We start from the raw sequence: 21,377 nt of genomic DNA, 5'->3' as shown, positions 1-21,377 counted from the left end.
ATTTATCACCTCTTTAAATTAGAAAATGAAGATTAAAGTTTCTGTCATTATTCCAGTTTATAATGTTAGCATATATTTAGACAAATGTCTTTCTTCTGCTATTAACCAAACTCTAAAAGAAATTGAAATTATAGTGGTTAATGATGGCAGTACTGATGATTCTTCAAAAGTCATTCAGCAATATGCTTTAATAGACAAAAGAATTATTGTTATCAATAAATTAAATGAAGGGTTGCCTTATGCACGCAAATCGGGAATTGAAAAGGCTCAAGGCGAATTTATATATCATTTAGACGGCGATGATTATTTAGAGTTAAATGGTATAGAAGAATTATATATTAAAGCTCAAAAAACGAATGCTGACATTGTTGTAGGTGATTTTATTCTAAATTATTTGGATTTAAACAAAAAGGAGATTATTCGATATGCGGATTTTGGAGAGTTGGACAATCAAGATTTTTTATGCCAGTTAATAAAGTGGAAACAGTTTTTTTCATGTGGTAAGTTAATTCGTTCAAATTTATATAAGTTGAATAATATTGAATTTATAAAGAAAATTTCTTACGGTGAAGACAATGTTTCAATGTCTCAGCTTGTCTACAATTCTAAAAAAATTGTAAAATCAAACATAGTTGTATTCAACTATGTACAAAGAAATAGTTCTATTTCGAATAAGGTTAGTTATGAGAGTAGTAAGCAATTGCTAACGTCTTCAATGTTTGTTAGAAATTTTCTTTTAAGCAAACCAATTAAAAATCAACTTAAATCTCATCTACTTTATTTTAATTTAAGAAACATATATAACTATTTTCAAAACAATAGAAAAATAGATTTATATCAAAAGGAAATAAAAGAGATACTAAATAGTGGTTATGAGAGAGATGTTGAACTGATGAAAATTTTAAAAGTTGAACCGTTTCGAGTAAGGGTGGTCTTAAAGCTCTTGCAAACCCATTTAAGCTTAGCATTGATAGGGCTTCATATTTTTTTGTTTCTTGGTAAAATTAAAAATCTGAATAAAATATAAGCATTCTTTCTAATGACAAGTTTAACAAAAGTAGAAAAGCTAAAAGTCGCTTTAATATTAATTTCAGATGGCTTTAGTGGGGCGGAAAAAGTTGTATGGCAAACGATAAAGTATTTAGAAGACCAAATTGACTTTTATTTGATTACAAATTCGGAATTAAAACCTTTCTTTAACACAGTAATTTCTGAAAAAAAAACTTTAGACATTGGTTCATTGTTCCAACATCGTAAATCAAAATATAGTAGATTATTTGAAAACAGATTTTACAATGCAGTTGAATGGTACCTATTTTTAAAGAGTTCTAAAGTAAAGGAGTTTATAAAAAAGAGTGATATTAAGTTAATTCATCCTCATTTGGAGAACTCACTTTATCTTGCTACAACAAGCAAAACTACCAATAGTAAGATAATTTATACGGTACATGATGTAATATCATTTATTAACAATCATTATAAAGCTTTAAAACAGCGAAAAAAAATTTCGCGCTATTTTAATAAAGTAGACAATGTAATTTTTGTATCATCATATACAAAAAAAGTATATGAAAATGAGTTAAATAATATACCACAAAATACGATTATTTATAATGGTGTTGAAGATAGTGGCCCACCACAAGAAATAGAATACAATACTCATACTGGTAACATCAATTTATTATTTGTAGGTGGGGAGAAAACAGTTAAAGGGGCTGATATATTATTGGAAGCAATAGATATACTTGTAAACCAAAAACACATAACAAATTGTAATGTAAGTATGTTGGGTTCATATCCTGTAAACAATAATACTAATCAATTAATTAAAAAATACAAATTAAATAAATATGTAACCGTATTCGGATTTATAGCCTCACCCAACCATCTCAATTATTTTAAAAAGGCAGATATCTTAATTGTACCATCAAGATCTGAAGCACAGCCTTTAGCCATCTTGGAAGGTTTTAATCTAGGTATTCCAATTATAGCAACTAATGTGGGTGGGATTCCAGAAATTTTAACAGATGGAGAAAATGGTTTATTATGCAATCCAAACTGTAATGATCTTGCTGACAAAATCGAATTACTTTTATCTAATCAAAAATTAAGAGCTACTATTTCTAAAAACAATTTTGAACATTCTAAAAGGTTTCAAATAAATACGATGATTGAAAATCTGAAGAGATTCTATACAACGCTATAAAACTGAACCATTATTTTCATTGAAAACACATATTAAACTTTTCATATACAACCTTTACCTAATGAGTATGTACAAATTTGTACAAAAGGACATATTAGGTATACAGGAAAATAGCTTTATTGTTGATTTATTACTAGATGCTATACTTATTTATCTGGGAATAAGTGCATTTAATAAAAACACTAACCATCAAAAAATATTATCCTTACTTGTTATTGCGTTTTCTATTTTGGGTTTTGCCTATAATTCAACAGACATCATAACCTATCTGAATGGATTAAGAGAGTTATTAATAATACCAGCAGTTATATTATTTCTTGAAGCTGTTAAGAAATCACCTTTGGTGCTATTCTTCTTTAAAGAAGTTAAACGCTTTATTTTCTTTTTCCTCGCACTCCAAATACCTTGTGCTCTTTACCAATTTAGTCAGTACGGTGCAAGTGATAAAGTAGGAGGCTCATTAGGCGCATATTCATCAGGCATACTTACATTAACTATATTTATTTCTTTGTTTTTTCTAACGTTATTCAATTCTACTTTCTATACAAAAAGCAGATTTAAAGCATTATTACCACTAACTGTTTTTTTATTACCAGTAGTTTTAAATGAAACAAAAATTACATTTATCATTATCCCTATTTTTATTTTGTGTGTTATACAAGTGAAAAACTTTAGAAGTATCATTTCAATTTCGATTGGATGCTTAATATTGATAGGGGCTGTATCATCTTTATATTCTGATGGAACAAAAAAAATTAATAACCCAATCAAAGAGATATTTAATAAAGATTTTTTAGAAAAATATTTGACCAATGAAGTTGAAAAAGGAGAGGATGTGCCAAGGTTTACTAAAATTGCATTTGCAAGTAAATTAATAAGTGAAGACAGTGGGAACTTTCTTTTGGGCATGGAATATGGGGCATTTAAAGGTGGTACGTTTCTTAAAACCTCTCCTTTTGCCCAAAAGTATAACTGGCTTTTATTAGGCTCACGCCCCTACATATTCTATTTATTAATAACCGGGGGACTGCTTCTCTCATTACTTATCCTTTATCAAATCAATAAAGTATTATACGCTCAATTTCTAAACATTAAGCTTAACAATTTTCAAACTTTGTTTTTACGGTTTATTATAATAATTATAATGTTATATAATGACGCTTTTAGGGATCGGTTTTTTATTTCTATTTTTTTTACCATACAAATATTGTTAACTGTTTTGAATTGGTATGAGATGCGAAAAATTCAGTATTGTCAAAAAATTAAGGTTCACTTATATGAATGAAAATAGAAAACCAAGAATATTAATCTGCACTACAAGTCAGTTTGGATATCTAACCGATACATATAAGTATTGCGAATACGCAAAAAATAGATTCGACATTACATATATATGCTGGGATTATAATAGGCCCAGAATTGAGCTAACTGATATTAAAGTTCATTATGTAACTAGAGCTGGAAATTTATTAAGGAGGAATTATAGATTGCTTAATTCTATTTATAATGCCATTAAATGGGGCCTATTCGATAATGTTTTTATAGTATACATAAGGGGGGTCTCATTTGTTAAATTTCTATTTCCTAAAACATCTATCAATTTAGATATTCGTACAGCTTCCGTACATAAAAACTTGATAAATCGTACAACATATAATTTCTTTCTTAAACTTGAATCTCTGGCTTTTGCTAATATTTCTGTAATTAGTGAAGGTGTAGCTAAATCCCTTGGCATAAAAAAATATTCGCTATTGCCTTTAGGAGGAGAAAATTTTAAAACAAAACATATTGAAGACTCTCATCTTACATTTATTTATGTGGGTTCTTTACAAGGAAGAGATATTTTAACTTTTGTAAAGGCATTTTATGAGTTTTCCAATAATGCTAATTTAGCTCAGCAATGTTCATTAAAAATAATAGGTGATAGCCCAGAGAATGAACTTCAAATTCTTAAAGAATTTATCAGTTCTAATAAAGTAAAAAACATTCAGTTACTAGGAAGAATTAATCAGGATAAATTGAAACCATATTTTGACAATGCTGATATAGGGATCAGTTATGTGCCAATAACTCCTTGGTATGAGTTTCAACCTCCTACTAAAACATATGAGTATCTAGTTTCCGGCTTGCCAGTTTTAGCTACTGCAACTTATGAAAATAAAAAAATAATTACTCAAAAAAACGGTGTATTAATTAAAGATAATTTAGAATCCATAGTGAAAGGATTACACGTAATAATGGACAATTACAATAAATATATATATGATCCTGAGGAAATAAAAAAAGAAAGTAAATGTTTTTCATGGGAGTACATTGTCTCTGAGGAATTTGAGTTAATTATTAACAGGAAATAATCTTATGAAACTATTATTTGTGACCAATATGTATCCAAATAAGGATCATATATATAATGGCATCCATGTTAAAGAACAAATTGAATATTTATCGAAAAACTATCCTATAGAACATCAAATTTATTTCATTAATGGGCGTGCTTCGAAGCTTAACTACATTAAAAGTATTTTAGGTATTAGTAACCTCATCCGAAAAGAAAATTTTGATATAATTCATATACATTTTGGTTTATCGGGTTTATTCTTATTGTTCAATCCTTTTATTATAACGCCCATTCTAATCACGTTACACGGAAGCGATACCAATCCTAATAAGAGTGGGGGCTTGTTATTAAAAATCACTATGATGGTTGTTAATAGGGTTAACAAAGTGATTATTCTAAATGAAAGAATGCTTTCTTTATTTTATAAGCAATCCTTTAAGTTAAATAAAATACCCTGTGGTATAAATGTTAAAGTATTTGATAGTAAACGGAAAAACACTAAAGAAGTTTTTCGAATTGGTTTTCCCGGAGATAGAAAACGGCCTGAGAAGAATTTTAAATTATTCAAAAGTATTACAGATAGCTTAATTGTTGAGAATAAAAATATTGAAATTATTGAATTTCATAACCTAACAAGAAATCAAGTAATAGAAAACTTAAGTAAACTTGACTGTCTTTTAATGACCTCGTTAAATGAAGGATCACCTCAAATTATTAAAGAAGCAATGGCTGGAGGTATACCTATTATTTCAACAAATGTAGGAGATGTCCAATATTTATTATCGGGAGTTAAAAACTGCTATGTCATAGATTCGTTTGACCCTGATAAATTTATTATTCCCCTTGAAAATCTTATAGCTTTGGAAGCTGCACAAAGGGTTACTAATGGAAAACAAAGAATTGAAGAACTCCAACTTGATCAGGATTCTGTTGTGTCAAAAATTTACGATTTATATAAAGAGATTCTTAATGAAAAAGAAAATTAGTTTGATATTTTATTATTTTATCGCAAACCGTTTGCCATCAAGCTTTTTTCCATTGGGCCCGAGTTTCAATAAATTGAGAGTTGGTTTAGCAAAAAACTTTCTAACTATAGGCGATAATTGTAAAATACAACCAAGAGTTAATCTTGGGGATGGAAATGGAATCTCAATAGGAAGTCATTGCATGATCAATGAAAATGTTTACATACAAGGCGCTACAATTGGTAATTATGTCATGATTGCTCCTAATGTAGCCATCTACTCAAATACCCATAAATTTGATCGAACAGACATTCCAATGGCCTTGCAAGGCAAAACTATTGAAATACCTTGTGAAATAGAAGATGACGTATGGATTGGGAGAAATGTTGTAATTATGCCAGGGTTAAAGATTGGAAAGGGAAGTATTATTGGGGCAGGTGCTTTTGTGGCAAAAGACGTTGAGCCCTATAGCATTGTTGGAGGTGTGCCAGCAAAACTTATCAGAAAAAGAAAGTAAATAATCAAAATTTATGAAAATACTCGCTATTGCCTCTGGTGGTGGTCATTGGATACAACTTCAAAGATTGGTTCCGGCATTTGTGGATCATGAGGTTGTCTACATATCAACAAGTCTTGGATTTGCTGCTATGGTAAAAGATCATCAATTTTATTCTGTACCCGATGCCAACAGATGGAATAAGCTAAAACTTATCAAGATGGGCTATATAGTTTTTAACAAAGTCTTTTCAATAAAACCAAATGTTATTATTTCAACTGGGGCTGCGCCTGGTTTGATGGGAATAATTGCAGGAAGATTAATTGGTAGTAAAACGATTTGGATAGACAGTATTGCTAATGCTGAGAAATTATCAATGAGCGGCAAAATAGCGTCTTTTTTCGCCCATAAGTGCTACACACAGTGGTCACATTTAACCTCTTCAAAAGTTATTTTTCACGGTAATATTATAGGATGATTTTTTTAACCATAGGTACTCAAGAACCCTTTGATAGACTAATTAAAGCTGTTGATGAAATTGCAGAAATCATTGATAGGCCGATAATAGCTCAAGTTGCTAAAACTAGCTATGTAGTAAAAAACATGCAGGCACATGAATTTGTTAGCCCTACTGAGTTTAATTCATACTTTAACCAAGCTAAACTCATCATCAGTCACGCTGGAATGGGAACAATTATTACTGCTCTTGAGAAAGAGAAACCAATAATTGTTTTACCTCGAATAGCAAAATTGGGTGAACACAGAAATGACCATCAATTAGCTACAGCAAAAAGTTTTGATAAACTAAAATATATCCATGTTGCGTACAATGAGCACCAACTTAAAGACAAACTTTTGTCATTATTAAATGAGGATTTAAAACCACTTCATAAAATTGGAAAATTTGCTTCAAAGGAACTCTTAAACTCAATTCAAAGCTTCATTGAATCATAATTTTAGACAATTAGTAGGCTAATACGAATGCTATTTCTAAAATAAAATATTAATATGATTAAGAAAAATATAAAAAGTTACTACGTCTGAAATGGATTGGATATGAGGTTGTTGAGGTGATGCGGAAAAAAGGATTAAAGATTGGAATAAACTTCAAATATGTTGCAAGGATGTAAATAGACTATTCTCATTTTTTACCGTATTGAAATTTGTGATATTGTAACATTCGCTCTAAGAGTTTATATCTTAGCTCATGATGTTAGCGCTAATATGTGTTTAGGATATACAAAAGTCAATAATGTCAAAATAGGTAATAAATTATTTGCGGGAGGGGGGTTAATCATTCTTCTGTGTGTTACAATTGAACAAAATTACATCAGCCGAGGAATGTAACACTCTTTATACAACCCCAAAAACGATACTAAATGCAATTATCAAACGGTCACCTTAGTAATTGTATATACCCAGTCAACTGCTCTGACTTCCGGTCATTATACCTCCTCTCCAATGAATAATAATAGGTCCCAATGGGGAGTTCGCTGCCATTCCAGTTATTTTGATAATTGTCACTTTGGTACACCATTTTGCCCCAAACGTTAAAAATTTTCAAACGATTAAACTCTTGTTCATTGGTGGGTAGTTGAAAAAAGTCGTTGAAGCCATCGCCATTAGGCGTAATTACATTGGGTATTGCGCGGTACTTAATATCTACGGCTGTATTATTCGCCGTATACAAATCCTCTTCACTGTAGGTTATAATTGCTTTATTAACCAATGTACGATTGCTTTCTACTATTACCCAAAGCTCCAACTCGGCGGTTTCGTTGTTCAACAATGAATCTATTTTCCAAGCCAGAGAACGGTTTTGAGCATTAAAGATAGCTTCACCCTTTGTTACCAGCGTTCGCATATACAGCATATCAGGGGGTAAGTCGTCTATAACGTTTACCATTCTAGCAGTTATAGGTCCGTTATTAATGGTCTTTAAGGTATATTTTAACTCATCGCCAGGCTCAACCGGCTTTTTCTCCGACTGGATAGTGATGGCCACATCAGTTTTACATTTCTTTGTTTTCAACTCAACCACATTGCTAATTACATTTTCATTGATACAATTTATATTCCCCTGCCCATAAACAATTACACGATAATAAAAACCAGGTAAAGCATTATTTAAATAAAGTTCTGCGCTTTCGGCCGCGTCAATTATTTGCCAGTTTTTTGTATTTGCACTTCGCTGCCATTGGTAGATCAGATGTTCAAATACATTGGGTGTAAAAGATGAATGCAAAGTTGCAGGTTCACCTTCACAAACTGCATCAGGTAATATAATTTGCAAATCTGGCAAACAGGGGCATATGGTAATGTCATCAATAGCTATATCATTGCCTATCCTGCCTTCATTTGCTAGCTCTACCTCGAACTTTATTGAGGTTTCTCCATCCGGCACTTCAAACATAAGAGTTTGCTGTTTCCAAAGAATATGAGAAGTCTCCATTAGGTCCCCAGTTCTGACCGTTTTTATAATTATGTTTGTTTTAACATCTCTTATATTAAAAATAACGTTTGGGTCTACCCCATCCGGAATTAATAAATTTGCTACCCAAGCAGAAAATTCATACTTCACACCTGAGCATAAACCATTTACAGTTAGTTCATAGACAGGTATATTAGAAATAGATTGATCAATAATTAACATATTCCCATTTTTGTCATTCAGAGTATGATCCGGAGCATCATGCCATTTATTAAAATGACCAGCTGATTTCCCTGATGCAGCACTCAAAATATAGGTATTAGGTCCTGTCAGTCCTGATGATTGAAATTTACAGCCAGTGCTTCCATCCTCAGGTTTCAAAACACTTCTGCTTGTCGGTAAATCTGCTGTCCCAAACGTAATATTCACCACAGGTTCCCCAAGGCTTCTATTACAAGTTTGAGCAAAGGAAAAAAAAGAAGAAGAAAGAAAGAGAAGGAGTAATAGGGAAAATAAGCCTGGCAATTTTACTGATATTACAGGGTAGAAAGCTGAGGTCTTGTACAGTTTGATCATAGTTAAATTATTAAACAGTGAATCAATAAGTCTTGTAGAATAACTAAGAGAAGGAAGGGAAGCGCTTGTTTTCTGAATTCAATAAGCTCGATATAAAATGTTTAGGCAAAACAAATACCGAATCAGGGTTTTCAGCTTGAGCTAATGCAGTTTGATGCAGGAACGCTCAAAACACTTGTTTAAAAGAGGTAGCAATAGGAGTTTTCAGTGGTTGTATGGAAAGGGAGGAGTCCTTAAGATTCTTTCTAACGTATTTTTTTTAAGACATGTTTATAAACTTTTATTAAATTTTACTTCCTGGGATTAAAGTATTTAATTGTCAAAGCAAAGTTTCAAAGTTTCTAGGTAAATCAACGAATGTCCGCAACAGAATTGCACCCTATCCGCCTTAAGTCATTCCGCTCAGGCCAGTATAGGTTATTGTTCCTATTGTGGACATTGAATGGTTTCACATTACGTTTCTGCTATGAACTTCGAGAAGACAAAATAGCGGGCTACGCGTTGGGTATGGGGAGGAAGCTTTGTTTATCTTGATCTTTGGGAACTTTTTTCTGGTATTCGGCCAGTCCTACCGCACAGGATAGACTAAGATTCCTAACGTGGACATTGATTGGTAAAACATGGACTACCCACAAAGGATCCATAGAGACAAGTCGCATAGGTAGATAAAGCCACAGATAGTGCAATATAATTACACTGTTACCCAACTACAAAACAAACTCAATTCTTGCCATAAAAACACCCAATTTGTCCATCCCGTCAACTAGTGGTAACTCCTTCATGTAGTTTTGTCAGTGTTTTTCTGTCAAAACGGTATTGGCATGCGGCTTGATAAATAGGGGTAACGTCCAAAGGAATTATAAGATTATGTCAAAAATTATAGGTATCGATTTAGGAACTACCAACTCATGTGTTGCCGTTATGGAAGGTAATGAGCCGGTAGTAATTCCAAACAGTGAAGGTAGAAGAACTACACCTTCAATTGTTGCATTTGTTGAGAATGGTGAGCGTAAAGTGGGTGACCCTGCTAAACGTCAAGCGATTACTAACCCTAAAAAGACTGTTTACTCTATTAAGCGTTTCATGGGTAATACTTATGAAGAAGACTTAAAAGAGATTTCACGCGTTCCATACACGGTAGTAAAAGGTGACAATAATACACCTCGCGTTCAAATTGATGATCGCAACTATACTCCTCAAGAAATTTCGGCCATGATTCTTCAAAAAATGAAGAAAACTGCTGAAGATTACTTAGGTACTGAAGTGACAGAAGCGGTTATTACCGTTCCTGCTTACTTTAACGATGCACAGCGTCAGGCTACCAAAGAAGCGGGTGAAATTGCAGGTTTAACTGTTAAGCGTATTATTAATGAGCCTACTGCCGCAGCTTTAGCGTACGGCTTAGATAAAGCGCATAAGGATATGAAAATTGTGGTGTTCGACTGTGGAGGTGGTACACATGACGTTTCTATTCTTGAGCTAGGTGATGGCGTGTTTGAAGTGAAATCTACTGACGGTGATACGCATTTAGGTGGAGACGACTTTGACCAAGTTATCATCGACTGGTTAGCAGAAGAGTTTAAAAAAGATGAAGGCTTAGATCTTCGTAGAGATCCAATGGCATTGCAGCGCTTGAAAGAAGCTGCTGAAAAAGCTAAAATTGAATTATCGAGCTCTACTTCAACAGAAATTAACTTGCCATACATTATGCCGGTTGACGGTGTGCCTAAACACTTGGTGCGCAACTTTACCCGTGCTAAGTTTGAACAATTGGCAGATTCGTTGATTAAACGTACCATTGAGCCTTGTAAAACTGCATTGAAAAATTCCGGTTTATCAGTAGGTGATATTGATGAAATCATTTTGGTAGGTGGATCAACCCGTATTCCTGCTATTCAGGAAGCAGTGCAATCATTCTTCGGTAAAGCTCCTTCAAAAGGTGTTAACCCTGATGAGGTAGTTGCTGTTGGTGCCGCAATTCAAGGTGGTGTATTAACAGGTGAAGTTAAAGACGTATTGTTGTTAGACGTAACTCCGCTTTCATTAGGTATTGAAACCATGGGAGGTGTAATGACTCGTTTGATTGAGGCTAACACAACCATTCCTACCAAGCGTAGTGAAGTGTTCTCAACAGCGTCAGACAATCAGCCTTCTGTAGAAATTCACATATTGCAAGGTGAGCGTCCAATGGCTAATCAAAACCGTACCATTGGTCGTTTCCACTTAGACGGTATTCCGCCTGCTCCTCGTGGTATTCCTCAAATTGAAGTAGCATTTGATATCGACGCCAACGGTATTTTACATGTACTGGCTAAAGATAAAGCTACCGGTAAAGAGCAAAAAATCCGTATCGAAGCAAGTTCAGGTTTGTCAGATGCTGATATCGACAGAATGAAGAAGGAGGCGGAAGCTAATGCTGAGTCAGACAAAAAGGCTAAAGAAGAAATCGAAAAGCTGAACGCTGCCGATTCATTGATTTTCTCAACTGAGAAACAATTAAAAGAATACGGTGATAAACTTTCTGCTGGAAACAAATCAGCAATTGAAGATGCATTGAAACAATTGAAAGATGCACATGCTGCTAAAGATTTGGCAACTATTGAAACTGCTTCAGCTGCATTAACCAATGCTTGGAACGCTGCTTCAGAAGAAATGTACAAAGCTACTCAGGAAGCCGGTGGTGCTCAACCTGGTGCTGATGGTTCATCTTCTTCAGGTGACAACAATAGCGGTGATGTAAAAGATGTAGATTTTGAAGAAGTGAAATAATTCACTGATTGAAATACTATAAAAGCAAAGCGGACTGCCAAAATAGGGAGTCCGCTTTGCTTTTTTACTTAGGGCGTTTTCTATCATAAATATTCAATAGTTTAATTTCATAAGCAGCCATTACTCTTCCTTCTTATGTTCTACTAAAGCTCCATTTTCATCTTTTACTTTCTCCTTTTTAGATTTTTGCTGCTCGGCCAAATAAGACTGCTGCATAAAATTATATCTGAAACCAATTGTAACAACACCAAATGAGTCTTTGTATTTATTACCCAATGCTGGATCATAGCCATCCAGCATATCACTGAAACTAAAATTATGTTGATAGTTTAAATTAATGGTCCAAATACTTTCATAAGCCATCCCCAGGATATTGAAATTGATACCTACGTTAACCGGAATGAAAAGGCTTTGTTGGTTTGCTTTTACATCTCCATTAAGCGGTCCGCTGTCGTAAGCTATATTGTTTGGGTTTTGCATGGTTGTAAAGATCCCTCCAATACCTCCACCCAGGTAAATATTGTTTTGGGGTAAATATGCCGAGCGCCAGCCAGGTTTAAATAGGGTAGCGCTGGTAATATTAAACATGGCGCTAAATTGATTGTAGGAGGATTTAAAACTTCTTCCGTATATATCAGCATTCTTTAGGGAAAATTTCCCGTTGCTGTAGGTTGAAGAAATGAACATGTTTGGTAAAAGGTACATATCGGCAGTTGCTCCGAAGGAAAGGTTAAGGTCGCTTTCTTTTGTATCCATAAAAGCTTTTACAGCACCTATATTAACACCTGCTGAAAAACGATGATAATTTAACTGCGCATAACCAAGCTGAACAAACAAATAAAAGGAAAATGATAAAAGTAGAGTCTTTTTCATAGAGCGTAATAATTTTAATTTTAATCTTAGGTTTTAATGTTTTATCTGTAATAATTTGATTATTAGTAAATTATTGTAGATAGATAATCAAGAAAAGCAAAAAATGGGCCTAAGGAATTTATTGCGCCGATATTTTCATAACTCTATTTTGATTGTTGGGTAGAAGTAGTGAACTTAGGTATAGTTCTGACGATGGTATAAAGCCCTAGCCAATTGCCAGGGCGAGTGTATTGTGGTAATCTTTATTAAATGGTGTGAAATTGAAAAGTAATAGCTGAAGATTTATTACTTAATCAACTTCCAGGATATCTTTTATATTTCTCCTGATATTAGAGCAAATCTGTTCAGTAGGCAAATCATTGGTATCAGCTCCAAAAGGATCTTCAATCTCTTCGGCAATCAGCTCTAAACTCACCAAAACATAAAACACAAAAGCAATTAAAAGAACAGTGCCATAGCCAAAGTCATCGACAAAGCCAAATGGCATGGTCATGATGTAAATAAAGATGAACTTTTTCAGAAACAAGCTGTAGGAGTAGGGAATAGGTGTCTTTTTAATTCGCTCACAAACTCCACAACTATCTGTAAAAGCACGTAATTCTTCGTTTAAAACTAAAAACTGTTCAGCACTGATTTTATTGTTATTTCGTAGTTCATATACCTTTTTAACTAGCAAACTAGCTATATAATTAGGCTTATGCGCTTTGCCCGACAGCTCTTCTTCTGTTGTGTTCTCAAAAGGTAAAAAATCACGTGCGTCAAAAACATCTCTTAAATGGTTTTTTAATGCTAAAACATAATTGCTCACCAAAATGTATATTGAATACCGCTCAGGAGCATCAGCGGGTAATAAAGCGTTAATTTTTAAAGCCAAATTACGACTGCTGTTTACCATCGAGCCCCAGGCTTTTCGTCCTTCATACCAGCGATCGTAAGCTGTATTGGTGCGAAAAACCAATAACATGGATAATACAAACCCCAGTATAGAATGTATGGCAGATGAACTGGTGAAAAAAAAGCCTGTGTAACGAATTTCAATAAAAGCAATTATCCCGGTGTAAACCGATAGGATTGTTATGCCCGGAACAAGTTTCCTTAGCGTGTCGCTTTTATGAAATTTAAAGATGAGGCCAAACCAATCTTTGGTATTGTAGTTAATCATTTGCTACAGAATTGTAGATAGTTTAAATCGATAGAGCATAGTCAAGTGAATAATAACTTCACTAGGGACTATGCTCTACTTATTTAAATATCTGCTATTTTATGTATCTGAAATCCTGTCCTTCTTTGATATTTAATAACGATTCGTAAATTAAGCGGATAACATTATCCACATCTTCTTTATGAATCATCTCAACAGTTGTGTGCATGTAGCGAAGCGGAAGCGAGATTAAAGCTGAGAATACACCGCCATTAGAATACGCAAATGCATCGGTATCTGTTCCGGTTGAACGTGAGCTTGCCTGACGCTGGAATGGGATTTCGCTTTTTTCTGCCGTTTCGATTAATAATTTGTTGAGGTTAGTATGTACCGCCGGAGCATACGAAACTACAGGGCCTTTACCACATGACAAATCTCCCTGCGTGATTTTATTGATCATTGGGGTTGTAGTGTCATGGGTTACATCGGTAACAATGGCTACGTTTGGTTTAATTCGATCGGCAATCATTTCCGCTCCGCGCAAACCAATTTCTTCCTGAACGGAGTTCACGATGTACAAGCCGAAAGGAAGCTTTTTCTTATTTTCTTTTAATAAGCGGGCTACTTCGGCAATCATAAATCCACCTGCACGGTTATCCAATGCCCTGCCAACATAATAGCGATCGTTCAAAACCATGAACTCATCTTCGTAAGTAATTACGCAGCCAACATGAATACCCAGTTTTTCAACTTCTTCTTTAGAGGTACAGCCACAGTCAAGGAAAATGTTCTTTAACGTTGGGGTTTCCTCTTTTTCGCCATTGCGCGTATGAATAGCAGGCCAGCCGAATACTGCCTTTACAATGCCTTTATCAGTGTGAATGTTTACCCTTTTAGATGGGGCAATTTGATGGTCTGAACCTCCGTTACGGATTACGTAAATTAACCCATCATTGGTAATGTAATTTACAAACCATGAAATTTCGTCAGCATGTGCTTCAATAACCACTTTGTACTCTGCCTTGGGGTTGATAATCCCCACCGCAGTGCCATAATTATCCACAAAATGGTCATCGATGTAAGGTTTTAGATAATCAAGCCATAATTGTTGTCCGGTCCATTCAAAGCCGGTAGGCGAAGGGTTGTTGATATACTTTTCAAAAAACTCAAGTGATTTTTTAGTAACCACAGGATGATGTTTCTTCTCTGCTTTTTTATCTTCTTTTTTCTTGCTCATATTCGTTGCTGTATTGATTCAAGTGAGGCAATTTAGCCTTTTTCCCGAAAGGAAACTCAACTTGCTAACATATTTTTAGCGGAGTTAATTGCTGAGCTGGTAGGGTTATAACGAAAATGAATTGTTTTCATTGCCCTTTTGGGAGGGTGAAATGATGATCTTTTGTTACTTAAAAGTTATATATAAGTCAAATTTTTAAAATATTTTAGGTGAAAATTTATATTTTCGGTATATAAATTGCCAATTCGATATTTTATTTAAAATAAAAATCAATACTTTAATTAAAGATTATAGAGTTCTGAAGCTAAATACCGGATGGAGAGAAAACTACTTGCCTGCTTTTTAATGTGCTTATTTTTTAGCTTGAGTTTGGCTCAAACTAAAATACCCTTAAAAAAAGGAAGCCTCCACCGATTAGAATCCTTTCACTCCAAGTTTGTCTCTTCACGTAAAGTTGATATCTGGTTACCTCCAAATTATCAGTCTGACTCCACCAAAAGATATGCGGTAATTTATATGCATGACGGGCAAAACCTTTTTATGGCTAAGTATTCACATGGGGGTGTTGAATGGCGGGTTGATGAAAAGGTGGCCGAAATGATGCAGGACGGTAAAATAAAGGACTGTATTGTGGTAGGTATTTGGAATACCAGTAAAAGAATGCGGGAGTACATGCCCAATACGCCTTATGAACTATTAAACGCAACGCTTGAGAATAAACTCTCAAAGGAGTTTCATGGTAAACCATTGGGAGATGCCTATCTGAAGTTTATCACCCAGGAGCTAAAGCCTTACATTGATAAAAACTACAATACGCTGACTGATAAAGCCAATACCTGTATTATGGGTTCTAGCATGGGAGCTTTAATTTCTTTATATGCCATTTGCGAATATCCGGATGTGTTTGGATCGGCTGCATGCATGTCTACTCATTGGCCATTAAGCATGAAGTTTAATGATGAAAATGTAGGGGAGGCTTTTTGCAAGTATTTAAATCACCATTTGCCTTCTAATTCAAACCATAAAATTTACTTCGATTACGGTACTAAAACGCTGGATAGCTTGTATGCTCCGTACCAAACAGCAGTTGACAAAGTGATGCGCGAGGAGTGGCCTAAGGGTAATTGGACAACTATTAAGTATGTTGAAGATGAGCATGGCGAGCTTTACTGGCAACGTCGCTTCGGAACTCCATTAGAATACTTAATGGGGAAGTAGTTTTTACGAATTACTTAATAACTAAAAAGCCGGTCATTATTAATGCCGGCTCCTGAAAAATTAGTTAAGAATTCGTTATAAAGGAATATTTCCGTGTTTTTTCCGTGGATTTTTAACCGCTTTATTTTCCAGCATCCTGAATGCTTTGATTAGTTTATGACGAGTTTCACCCGGCATAATTACCTCGTCAACAAAACCTCGTTCAGCAGCTCTGTATGGATTGGCAAATAAATCCGAATATTCATGCTCTTTTTCTGATAGTTTCTGATACTGATCATCGGCAGCTGTAATTTCTTTTTTGAAGATAATCTCTGCCGCGCCCTTAGCGCCCATTACAGCAATTTCGGCAGTTGGCCATGCGTAGTTAAGATCCGCGCCGATGTGCTTAGAGTTCATAACGCAATACGCACCTCCGTATGCTTTACGGGTAATTACGGTAATACGTGGTACGGTGGCTTCACAAAATGCATATAATAACTTAGCACCGTGGTTAATAATACCATTCCATTCCTGGTCAGTACCCGGTAAAAAGCCCGGAACATCTTCAAATACTAAGAGCGGAATATTAAATGAATCGCAGAAACGAACAAAACGAGCACCTTTAGTTGAGGCTGGAATATCTAATACGCCTGCAAGGTAAGCTGGTTGGTTGGCAACAATACCAACGCTTCTTCCGCCAAGGCGTGAAAATCCTACTACAATATTTTCGGCGTAATTTTGGTGCACTTCAAAGAAAGAACCCTCATCGATTACCTGATTGATAATATCTCTGATGTCATAAGGCTGATTGGCGTTTGCCGGAATAATTGAGTCTAATGCCGGGCGGCTTTCATCTCCACTAGATTCATATTGCCACATTGCCGGGTCATCCTCGCAGTTTTGCGGCATATAGCTCAATAACTGTTTGATATCATTGATGCACTCTATTTCATTGGTGCAAGAAAAATGAGTCACCCCTGATTTAGTGGAATGCGTGGATGCTCCTCCGAGTTCTTCTGCGCTCACCTCTTCGTGTGTAACAGTCTTAACAACGTTAGGGCCCGTAACAAACATATATGAAGTATTTTCCACCATCAGGATAAAGTCAGTTAGGGCAGGGGAGTAAACCGCTCCTCCGGCACAAGGACCCATAATGGCAGAAATTTGAGGGATAACACCAGAAGCTAAAGTGTTTCTGTAAAAGATATCAGCATAGCCACCCAGTGAAACTACCCCCTCTTGGATACGTGCACCACCTGAATCGTTCAAGCCGATAATAGGAGCGCCATTTTTCATGGCCAAATCCATGATTTTGCAAATTTTCTCAGCATGGGTTTCTGATAAAGAGCCTCCAAAAACGGTGAAATCCTGAGCATATACATAGGCCAACCTGCCGTTAATGGTTCCCCAGCCTGTAATAACTCCATCACCAGGGTATTTCTCTTCATCCAATCCAAAATCTGAAGTCCTGTGGGTAACAAGCATACCTACTTCTTCAAATGAACCTTCATCCAATAAAAAATGAATGCGTTCGCGAGCAGTTAGTTTACCTTTTTTATGTTGACTAGAGATGCGTTTCTGGCCTCCGCCAAGTAGCGCTTCTTCTCGTTTTTGTAGTAAATTTTGAGTTCTTTCCACTGAATGATATTGATTAGCCCTCAAATTTAAAAAAAGATGTGAGATGTGGGCGGAAGAGGAATGAAGAAGTTCCTTATTAATTAGATAAGAAAGCGTTTTACAGAATGAGTAGCTTCTGTAAAACGCTTTCTTAGTAATTACTATTAATTATGGATTAAAATCTGAATTGCATGCGTAGCGTTAAAACATCATCCTTAATATCATTACTGTACTCAGGTACAGATGTCTTCTCATTTTTAACAATGTCATAATAAGCAGCCAGGCGAGCGTTGCCTTTAAGTAGGTTCAGGTAAGTACCGAAGCTCCAGGTTGAGTAGGCAATATCGCCGCTAGTGCTATTGCTGCTTGCTGCACCTATTTCTCTTCCGCTAAGAAAGGTATTTGGATCATACCAGTCATATTTAACCATTATGTTTAATGGTGTTTTACCAATGCTTTGATTGAAGGTAAAGAAGTATCCATTAAACTCACGGTTGTAAATATTGGTTGAAGGTTGGGCAGTGAAACTGCGTGAGGATTGTGGTCCATTGATTGTTGAAGAAGACGCTACACCAGGCTGATCACCCCAAATGTATTCAAAGTTTAATTTTGATAAACCAATTGGACTGTTTACACCTACTTGACCATTGAAACCGGTATAAATTCGTTTAGCATAGGCGCCAATGTTCTGGGGGCTTGTATTCAGCACAAAACCTTTTACACCGTTGTTGATGCCATTGTACAACATTACGTTTGTATTAGAACGTGATCCTCCATTATAATAAGATACTCCGGCTCCTAAAACTGGTAATGAATTAAGTTTAAATTTATTGCCGAGGTTAAACTGTAATGACCCGCTGAAGTTCTTTTTACTGTCATAATCATTGAAGTTTCTTCCTGCGCCATTCAAAAGAGCTACCGAAGCTGTGATGAAATTCCATTTTGCTGAATTCTTAGGATTGAAAATTAGTTGAACTCCACAATCTTTCTCATCAGGGAAAAGGGTTTGGATTAAACGGCTGCGTTCTGCTGACTCTAGGGCAAATGATGAATATGGTGTTTCTAAACCAAAAGGCACAGTTCCTAAGCCAAGACCCAATGAAAGTGCTTTAAATTTTTGCTCGGTAAATTGCACGAATGCGTTTGCCAGTCGAACATTGTTTTGTATATAGTCAACTTCAAAATTGGCCGAGAAAAATTTCTCAGCATACCCAACGGCAAAACGAGTTCTGCGAAGCATAAAACGTGAGTCAACATTAGGAGGGAAGTCACCGCCGTCAAAAGAAGGAATACCTGCTGAATCGGCTTTTTCATATTGAGCCTGTATATAGCCAGTTAGAAATACATTCCGAACAGAGTCTTTGTAGACAGTTATCTGTGCTTTGGTTGAATAAGCTGAGAGAAGCAATAAAATAAATACTGTTGATAATGTCTTTAAACTTTTCATGAGTTTGCGCTCTGTAATAAAATTTAGTTGTTTGTTGTTAATTATATTTTATCCATAGCTTAACAACTTGTTAAATATATGTTTACTGGTTGTTAAGTTAACGCTGCAAAAATATTATGTGAATTGAAATGATAGGTTAAGCTAATGTTAAGCAATTATGAATATTCGGTAAATGGGCAGGATAAGTAAATGAATATTAGTTAAGTAGGTGTGGATTTCTGAAATAGCAGATTTACAATTATTTAACGTAGAAGATCGTATGGAATTGTTAACAAAAAGGGCCTTCCTGTTATTGAGGAAGACCCTTTTGTTAATTAAAAGTTATGTTAAGATTATTCCTTATCCATAAAAGGATAGCGATAATCTTTAGGAGGATCGAATGTTTCCTTAATTGTACGTGGAGAAACCCAACGTAATAAGTTAATCATTGAACCGGCTTTGTCGTTTGTTCCTGAACCTCTTGCACCACCGAAAGGCTGTTGACCAACAACCGCTCCGGTAGGTTTATCATTGATGTAGAAGTTACCTGCAGCATTACGCAATTTTTTAGCAGCATGCTCAATTACATAACGATCGCTTGCAATAACAGCACCAGTTAAAGCATATATTGAAGTCGTGTCGATCAACTCAAGTGTTTCTTCAAACTTGTCATCATCGTAAGCATAAACACTTAATACCGGGCCGAACAACTCTTCGCTCATGGTCACATAGCGTGGATCCTGAACTTGAATTACAGTAGGATGAACGAAGTATCCTTTGGATTTATCATACGTACCACCCGCTACAATTTCTACTGATGAATCATTCTTAGCGTTATCAATGTATTTTGCCAGTTTATCGAAAGATTTCTCGTCAATAACTGCATTAAAGAAGTTGGAGAAGTCTTCAACACCGCCAATTTTAATTGAAGCGATATCGCGCTGCATTAATTCTTTAACTTTTGGCCAAATTGACTTAGAAACATACGCGCGAGAAGCCGCTGAACATTTTTGTCCCTGGTATTCAAACGCACCGCGAATTAAGGCCGTTGCAACCACTTCCGGATCAGCTGATTTATGCGCTAAAACGAAGTCTTTACCACCGGTTTCGCCTACAATGCGAGGATATGTTTTATAAATGTGAATGTTGTTACCAATTTCTTTCCAAATATTTTGGAATACTTCGGTAGAGCCGGTGAAGTGGATACCTGCAAAATCAGGATGTTTGAATATAACATCACCTGCGTCAGGTCCTGAAACGTATACTAAGTTGATTACACCATCTGGAACACCAGCTTCGCGGAATACTTCCATTAATACGTTAGCCGCATAAATTTGCGTATTGGCAGGTTTCCAAACCACAACGTTACCCATCATGGCTGCCGAAGTAGGCAGGTTACCAGCAATAGCTGTGAAGTTGAATGGTGTTAATGCGAATACGAAACCTTCCAAAGCGCGTTGCTCAGTACGGTTCCACATACCCTTTCCTGACTCAGGTTGCTGAGCATAGATCTGCGACATGAAGTACACATTGAAACGCAGGAAATCAATGATCTCACATGCCGAATCAATTTCAGCCTGGAATGCACTTTTCGACTGGCCCAACATAGTTGCCGCATTGATTTTAGCACGGTATGGACCTGCTAATAAGTCAGCTGCTTTTAAGAAAATTTTAGCACGGTGTTCCCACGCCAAATCTTCCCATTGCGCTTTTGCTTTCAAGGCTGCATCAATAGCTTGTTTTACATGCTCTTTGCTGCCTTGAGAAAAGTACCCTAAAATATGCTGATGATCATGAGGAGGACGTAAGGCTACCTTCTTATCGGTAAATACCTTTTCTCCACCGATATACATCGGAATATCAAGTTGTATTGAACGTGCATCTTCTAGTGCTGCTTTTAATGATTTACGCTCGGCAGTACCTGGAGCATAAGTTAAAACGGGCTCATTGATTGGTTTAGGAACTTGATAAAAGCCTTTTGACATAAATAATTATGATTAAGTATTTGAGACTAAGGTTTGTTTTGCGGTGCAAAGATAGAAAAAGAACACAAGACCAGAAAGATACTCTATTAATTAAATAGATAAAGCCATTGCGTTTATTTG

Annotated in this window: 16 protein-coding genes and 1 pseudogene; 10 read left to right on the top strand and 7 right to left on the bottom strand. The window is 35.5% G+C overall.

Annotation, left to right across the window (positions count from 1 at the left end; all coding sequences use genetic code 11):
• The first annotated feature begins 25 nt into the window (after nucleotides 1–25).
• From L2B55_RS16280 to pssE, 8 genes and pseudogenes are all read left to right on the top strand, one after another.
• Nucleotides 26–1,027: a glycosyltransferase family 2 protein gene (locus L2B55_RS16280; protein ID WP_237847243.1), complete on the top strand. Its 1,002-nt coding sequence runs from the start codon at nucleotides 26–28 to the stop codon at nucleotides 1,025–1,027.
• A 12-nt stretch (nucleotides 1,028–1,039) separates the two neighbouring features.
• Nucleotides 1,040–2,206, top strand: a complete 1,167-nt coding sequence (locus L2B55_RS16275; protein WP_237847242.1) for a glycosyltransferase family 4 protein — start codon at nucleotides 1,040–1,042, stop codon at nucleotides 2,204–2,206.
• Between the two features lie 61 nt (nucleotides 2,207–2,267).
• The gene (locus L2B55_RS16270) at nucleotides 2,268–3,491 is read left to right on the top strand and encodes a hypothetical protein (RefSeq protein WP_237847241.1); all 1,224 of its coding nucleotides are present in this window, start codon (nucleotides 2,268–2,270) and stop codon (nucleotides 3,489–3,491) included.
• On the top strand, nucleotides 3,484–4,560 hold the full coding sequence (locus L2B55_RS16265; RefSeq protein ID WP_237847240.1) for a glycosyltransferase: 1,077 nt from the start codon (nucleotides 3,484–3,486) through the stop codon (nucleotides 4,558–4,560). The genes L2B55_RS16270 and L2B55_RS16265 overlap by 8 nt, the downstream gene beginning before the upstream one ends.
• 4 nt (nucleotides 4,561–4,564) lie before the next feature.
• Complete coding sequence (locus L2B55_RS16260; RefSeq protein WP_237847239.1) at nucleotides 4,565–5,530, top strand: glycosyltransferase; 966 nt, start codon at nucleotides 4,565–4,567, stop codon at nucleotides 5,528–5,530.
• Between the two features lie 334 nt (nucleotides 5,531–5,864).
• Nucleotides 5,865–6,026: pseudogene (locus tag L2B55_RS19100) on the top strand (DapH/DapD/GlmU-related protein); the annotation flags it as partial.
• Between the two features lie 13 nt (nucleotides 6,027–6,039).
• Complete coding sequence (locus L2B55_RS16250) at nucleotides 6,040–6,483, top strand: glycosyltransferase family 28 protein (protein ID WP_237847237.1); 444 nt, start codon at nucleotides 6,040–6,042, stop codon at nucleotides 6,481–6,483.
• Nucleotides 6,480–6,959, top strand: coding sequence for a PssE/Cps14G family polysaccharide biosynthesis glycosyltransferase (gene pssE, locus L2B55_RS16245; protein ID WP_237847236.1), 480 nt, complete (start codon nucleotides 6,480–6,482; stop codon nucleotides 6,957–6,959). The genes L2B55_RS16250 and pssE overlap by 4 nt, the downstream gene beginning before the upstream one ends.
• 442 nt (nucleotides 6,960–7,401) lie before the next feature.
• Here the strand turns inward: pssE and L2B55_RS16240 are convergent, their stop codons facing one another.
• Nucleotides 7,402–9,012 carry a T9SS type B sorting domain-containing protein gene (locus tag L2B55_RS16240; protein ID WP_237847235.1) on the bottom strand — a complete coding sequence of 537 codons (1,611 nt, stop codon included), beginning with the start codon at nucleotides 9,010–9,012 and terminating at the stop codon, nucleotides 7,402–7,404.
• A gap of 867 nt (nucleotides 9,013–9,879) precedes the next feature.
• On the opposite strand from L2B55_RS16240, the gene dnaK reads away from it, so the two are divergent.
• Nucleotides 9,880–11,781, top strand: coding sequence for a molecular chaperone DnaK (gene dnaK, locus L2B55_RS16235; protein ID WP_237847233.1), 1,902 nt, complete (start codon nucleotides 9,880–9,882; stop codon nucleotides 11,779–11,781).
• A gap of 120 nt (nucleotides 11,782–11,901) precedes the next feature.
• Here dnaK and L2B55_RS16230 read toward each other — a convergent pair whose 3' ends face one another.
• From L2B55_RS16230 to L2B55_RS16220, 3 genes are all read right to left on the bottom strand, one after another.
• Nucleotides 11,902–12,654: a hypothetical protein gene (locus tag L2B55_RS16230; RefSeq protein ID WP_237847232.1), complete on the bottom strand. Its 753-nt coding sequence runs from the start codon at nucleotides 12,652–12,654 to the stop codon at nucleotides 11,902–11,904.
• Nucleotides 12,655–12,943: 289 nt separating this feature from the next.
• A complete protein-coding gene (locus L2B55_RS16225) occupies nucleotides 12,944–13,816 on the bottom strand; it encodes a bestrophin family protein (RefSeq protein ID WP_237847231.1) in 873 nt (290 codons plus the stop codon).
• A gap of 94 nt (nucleotides 13,817–13,910) precedes the next feature.
• Nucleotides 13,911–15,032, bottom strand: a complete 1,122-nt coding sequence (locus L2B55_RS16220) for a M42 family metallopeptidase (RefSeq protein WP_237847230.1) — start codon at nucleotides 15,030–15,032, stop codon at nucleotides 13,911–13,913.
• Between the two features lie 315 nt (nucleotides 15,033–15,347).
• Here L2B55_RS16220 and L2B55_RS16215 point away from each other — a divergent pair, with 315 nt between their 5' ends.
• Entirely contained in the window at nucleotides 15,348–16,250 is a 903-nt protein-coding gene (locus L2B55_RS16215; RefSeq protein WP_237847229.1) for an alpha/beta hydrolase, read from the top strand.
• A gap of 75 nt (nucleotides 16,251–16,325) precedes the next feature.
• Here L2B55_RS16215 and L2B55_RS16210 read toward each other — a convergent pair whose 3' ends face one another.
• The 3 genes from L2B55_RS16210 to pruA all read right to left on the bottom strand — a co-directional run bounded on the left by L2B55_RS16210 (nucleotide 16,326) and on the right by pruA (nucleotide 21,257).
• Entirely contained in the window at nucleotides 16,326–17,867 is a 1,542-nt protein-coding gene (locus L2B55_RS16210) for an acyl-CoA carboxylase subunit beta (protein WP_237847228.1), read from the bottom strand.
• A 154-nt stretch (nucleotides 17,868–18,021) separates the two neighbouring features.
• Nucleotides 18,022–19,293, bottom strand: coding sequence for a porin (locus tag L2B55_RS16205; protein ID WP_237847226.1), 1,272 nt, complete (start codon nucleotides 19,291–19,293; stop codon nucleotides 18,022–18,024).
• Nucleotides 19,294–19,625: 332 nt separating this feature from the next.
• Nucleotides 19,626–21,257 carry an L-glutamate gamma-semialdehyde dehydrogenase gene (gene pruA, locus L2B55_RS16200; RefSeq protein WP_237847225.1) on the bottom strand — a complete coding sequence of 544 codons (1,632 nt, stop codon included), beginning with the start codon at nucleotides 21,255–21,257 and terminating at the stop codon, nucleotides 19,626–19,628.
• Between the last annotated feature and the right edge of the window lie 120 nt (nucleotides 21,258–21,377).

Origin of the sequence: Solitalea lacus (assembly GCF_022014595.1) — a bacterium.
GTDB lineage: Bacteria > Bacteroidota > Bacteroidia > Sphingobacteriales > Sphingobacteriaceae > Solitalea > Solitalea lacus.
This window is presented reverse-complemented; position numbering and strand designations above follow the sequence as displayed.

Excerpts from the sequence above, each read along its gene's own strand:
- L2B55_RS16280 (WP_237847243.1), top strand. The coding sequence starts at position 26 with ATGAAGATTAAAGTTTCTGTCATTATTCCAGTTTATAATGTTAGCATA.
- L2B55_RS16275 (WP_237847242.1), top strand. The coding sequence starts at position 1,040 with ATGACAAGTTTAACAAAAGTAGAAAAGCTAAAAGTCGCTTTAATATTA.
- L2B55_RS16270 (WP_237847241.1), top strand. The coding sequence starts at position 2,268 with ATGAGTATGTACAAATTTGTACAAAAGGACATATTAGGTATACAGGAA.
- L2B55_RS16265 (WP_237847240.1), top strand. The coding sequence starts at position 3,484 with ATGAATGAAAATAGAAAACCAAGAATATTAATCTGCACTACAAGTCAG.
- L2B55_RS16260 (WP_237847239.1), top strand. The coding sequence starts at position 4,565 with ATGAAACTATTATTTGTGACCAATATGTATCCAAATAAGGATCATATA.
- L2B55_RS16250 (WP_237847237.1), top strand. The coding sequence starts at position 6,040 with ATGAAAATACTCGCTATTGCCTCTGGTGGTGGTCATTGGATACAACTT.
- pssE (WP_237847236.1), top strand. The coding sequence starts at position 6,480 with ATGATTTTTTTAACCATAGGTACTCAAGAACCCTTTGATAGACTAATT.
- L2B55_RS16240 (WP_237847235.1), bottom strand. The coding sequence starts at position 9,012 with ATGATCAAACTGTACAAGACCTCAGCTTTCTACCCTGTAATATCAGTA.
- dnaK (WP_237847233.1), top strand. The coding sequence starts at position 9,880 with ATGTCAAAAATTATAGGTATCGATTTAGGAACTACCAACTCATGTGTT.
- L2B55_RS16230 (WP_237847232.1), bottom strand. The coding sequence starts at position 12,654 with ATGAAAAAGACTCTACTTTTATCATTTTCCTTTTATTTGTTTGTTCAG.
- L2B55_RS16225 (WP_237847231.1), bottom strand. The coding sequence starts at position 13,816 with ATGATTAACTACAATACCAAAGATTGGTTTGGCCTCATCTTTAAATTT.
- L2B55_RS16220 (WP_237847230.1), bottom strand. The coding sequence starts at position 15,032 with ATGAGCAAGAAAAAAGAAGATAAAAAAGCAGAGAAGAAACATCATCCT.
- L2B55_RS16215 (WP_237847229.1), top strand. The coding sequence starts at position 15,348 with ATGGAGAGAAAACTACTTGCCTGCTTTTTAATGTGCTTATTTTTTAGC.
- L2B55_RS16205 (WP_237847226.1), bottom strand. The coding sequence starts at position 19,293 with ATGAAAAGTTTAAAGACATTATCAACAGTATTTATTTTATTGCTTCTC.
- pruA (WP_237847225.1), bottom strand. The coding sequence starts at position 21,257 with ATGTCAAAAGGCTTTTATCAAGTTCCTAAACCAATCAATGAGCCCGTT.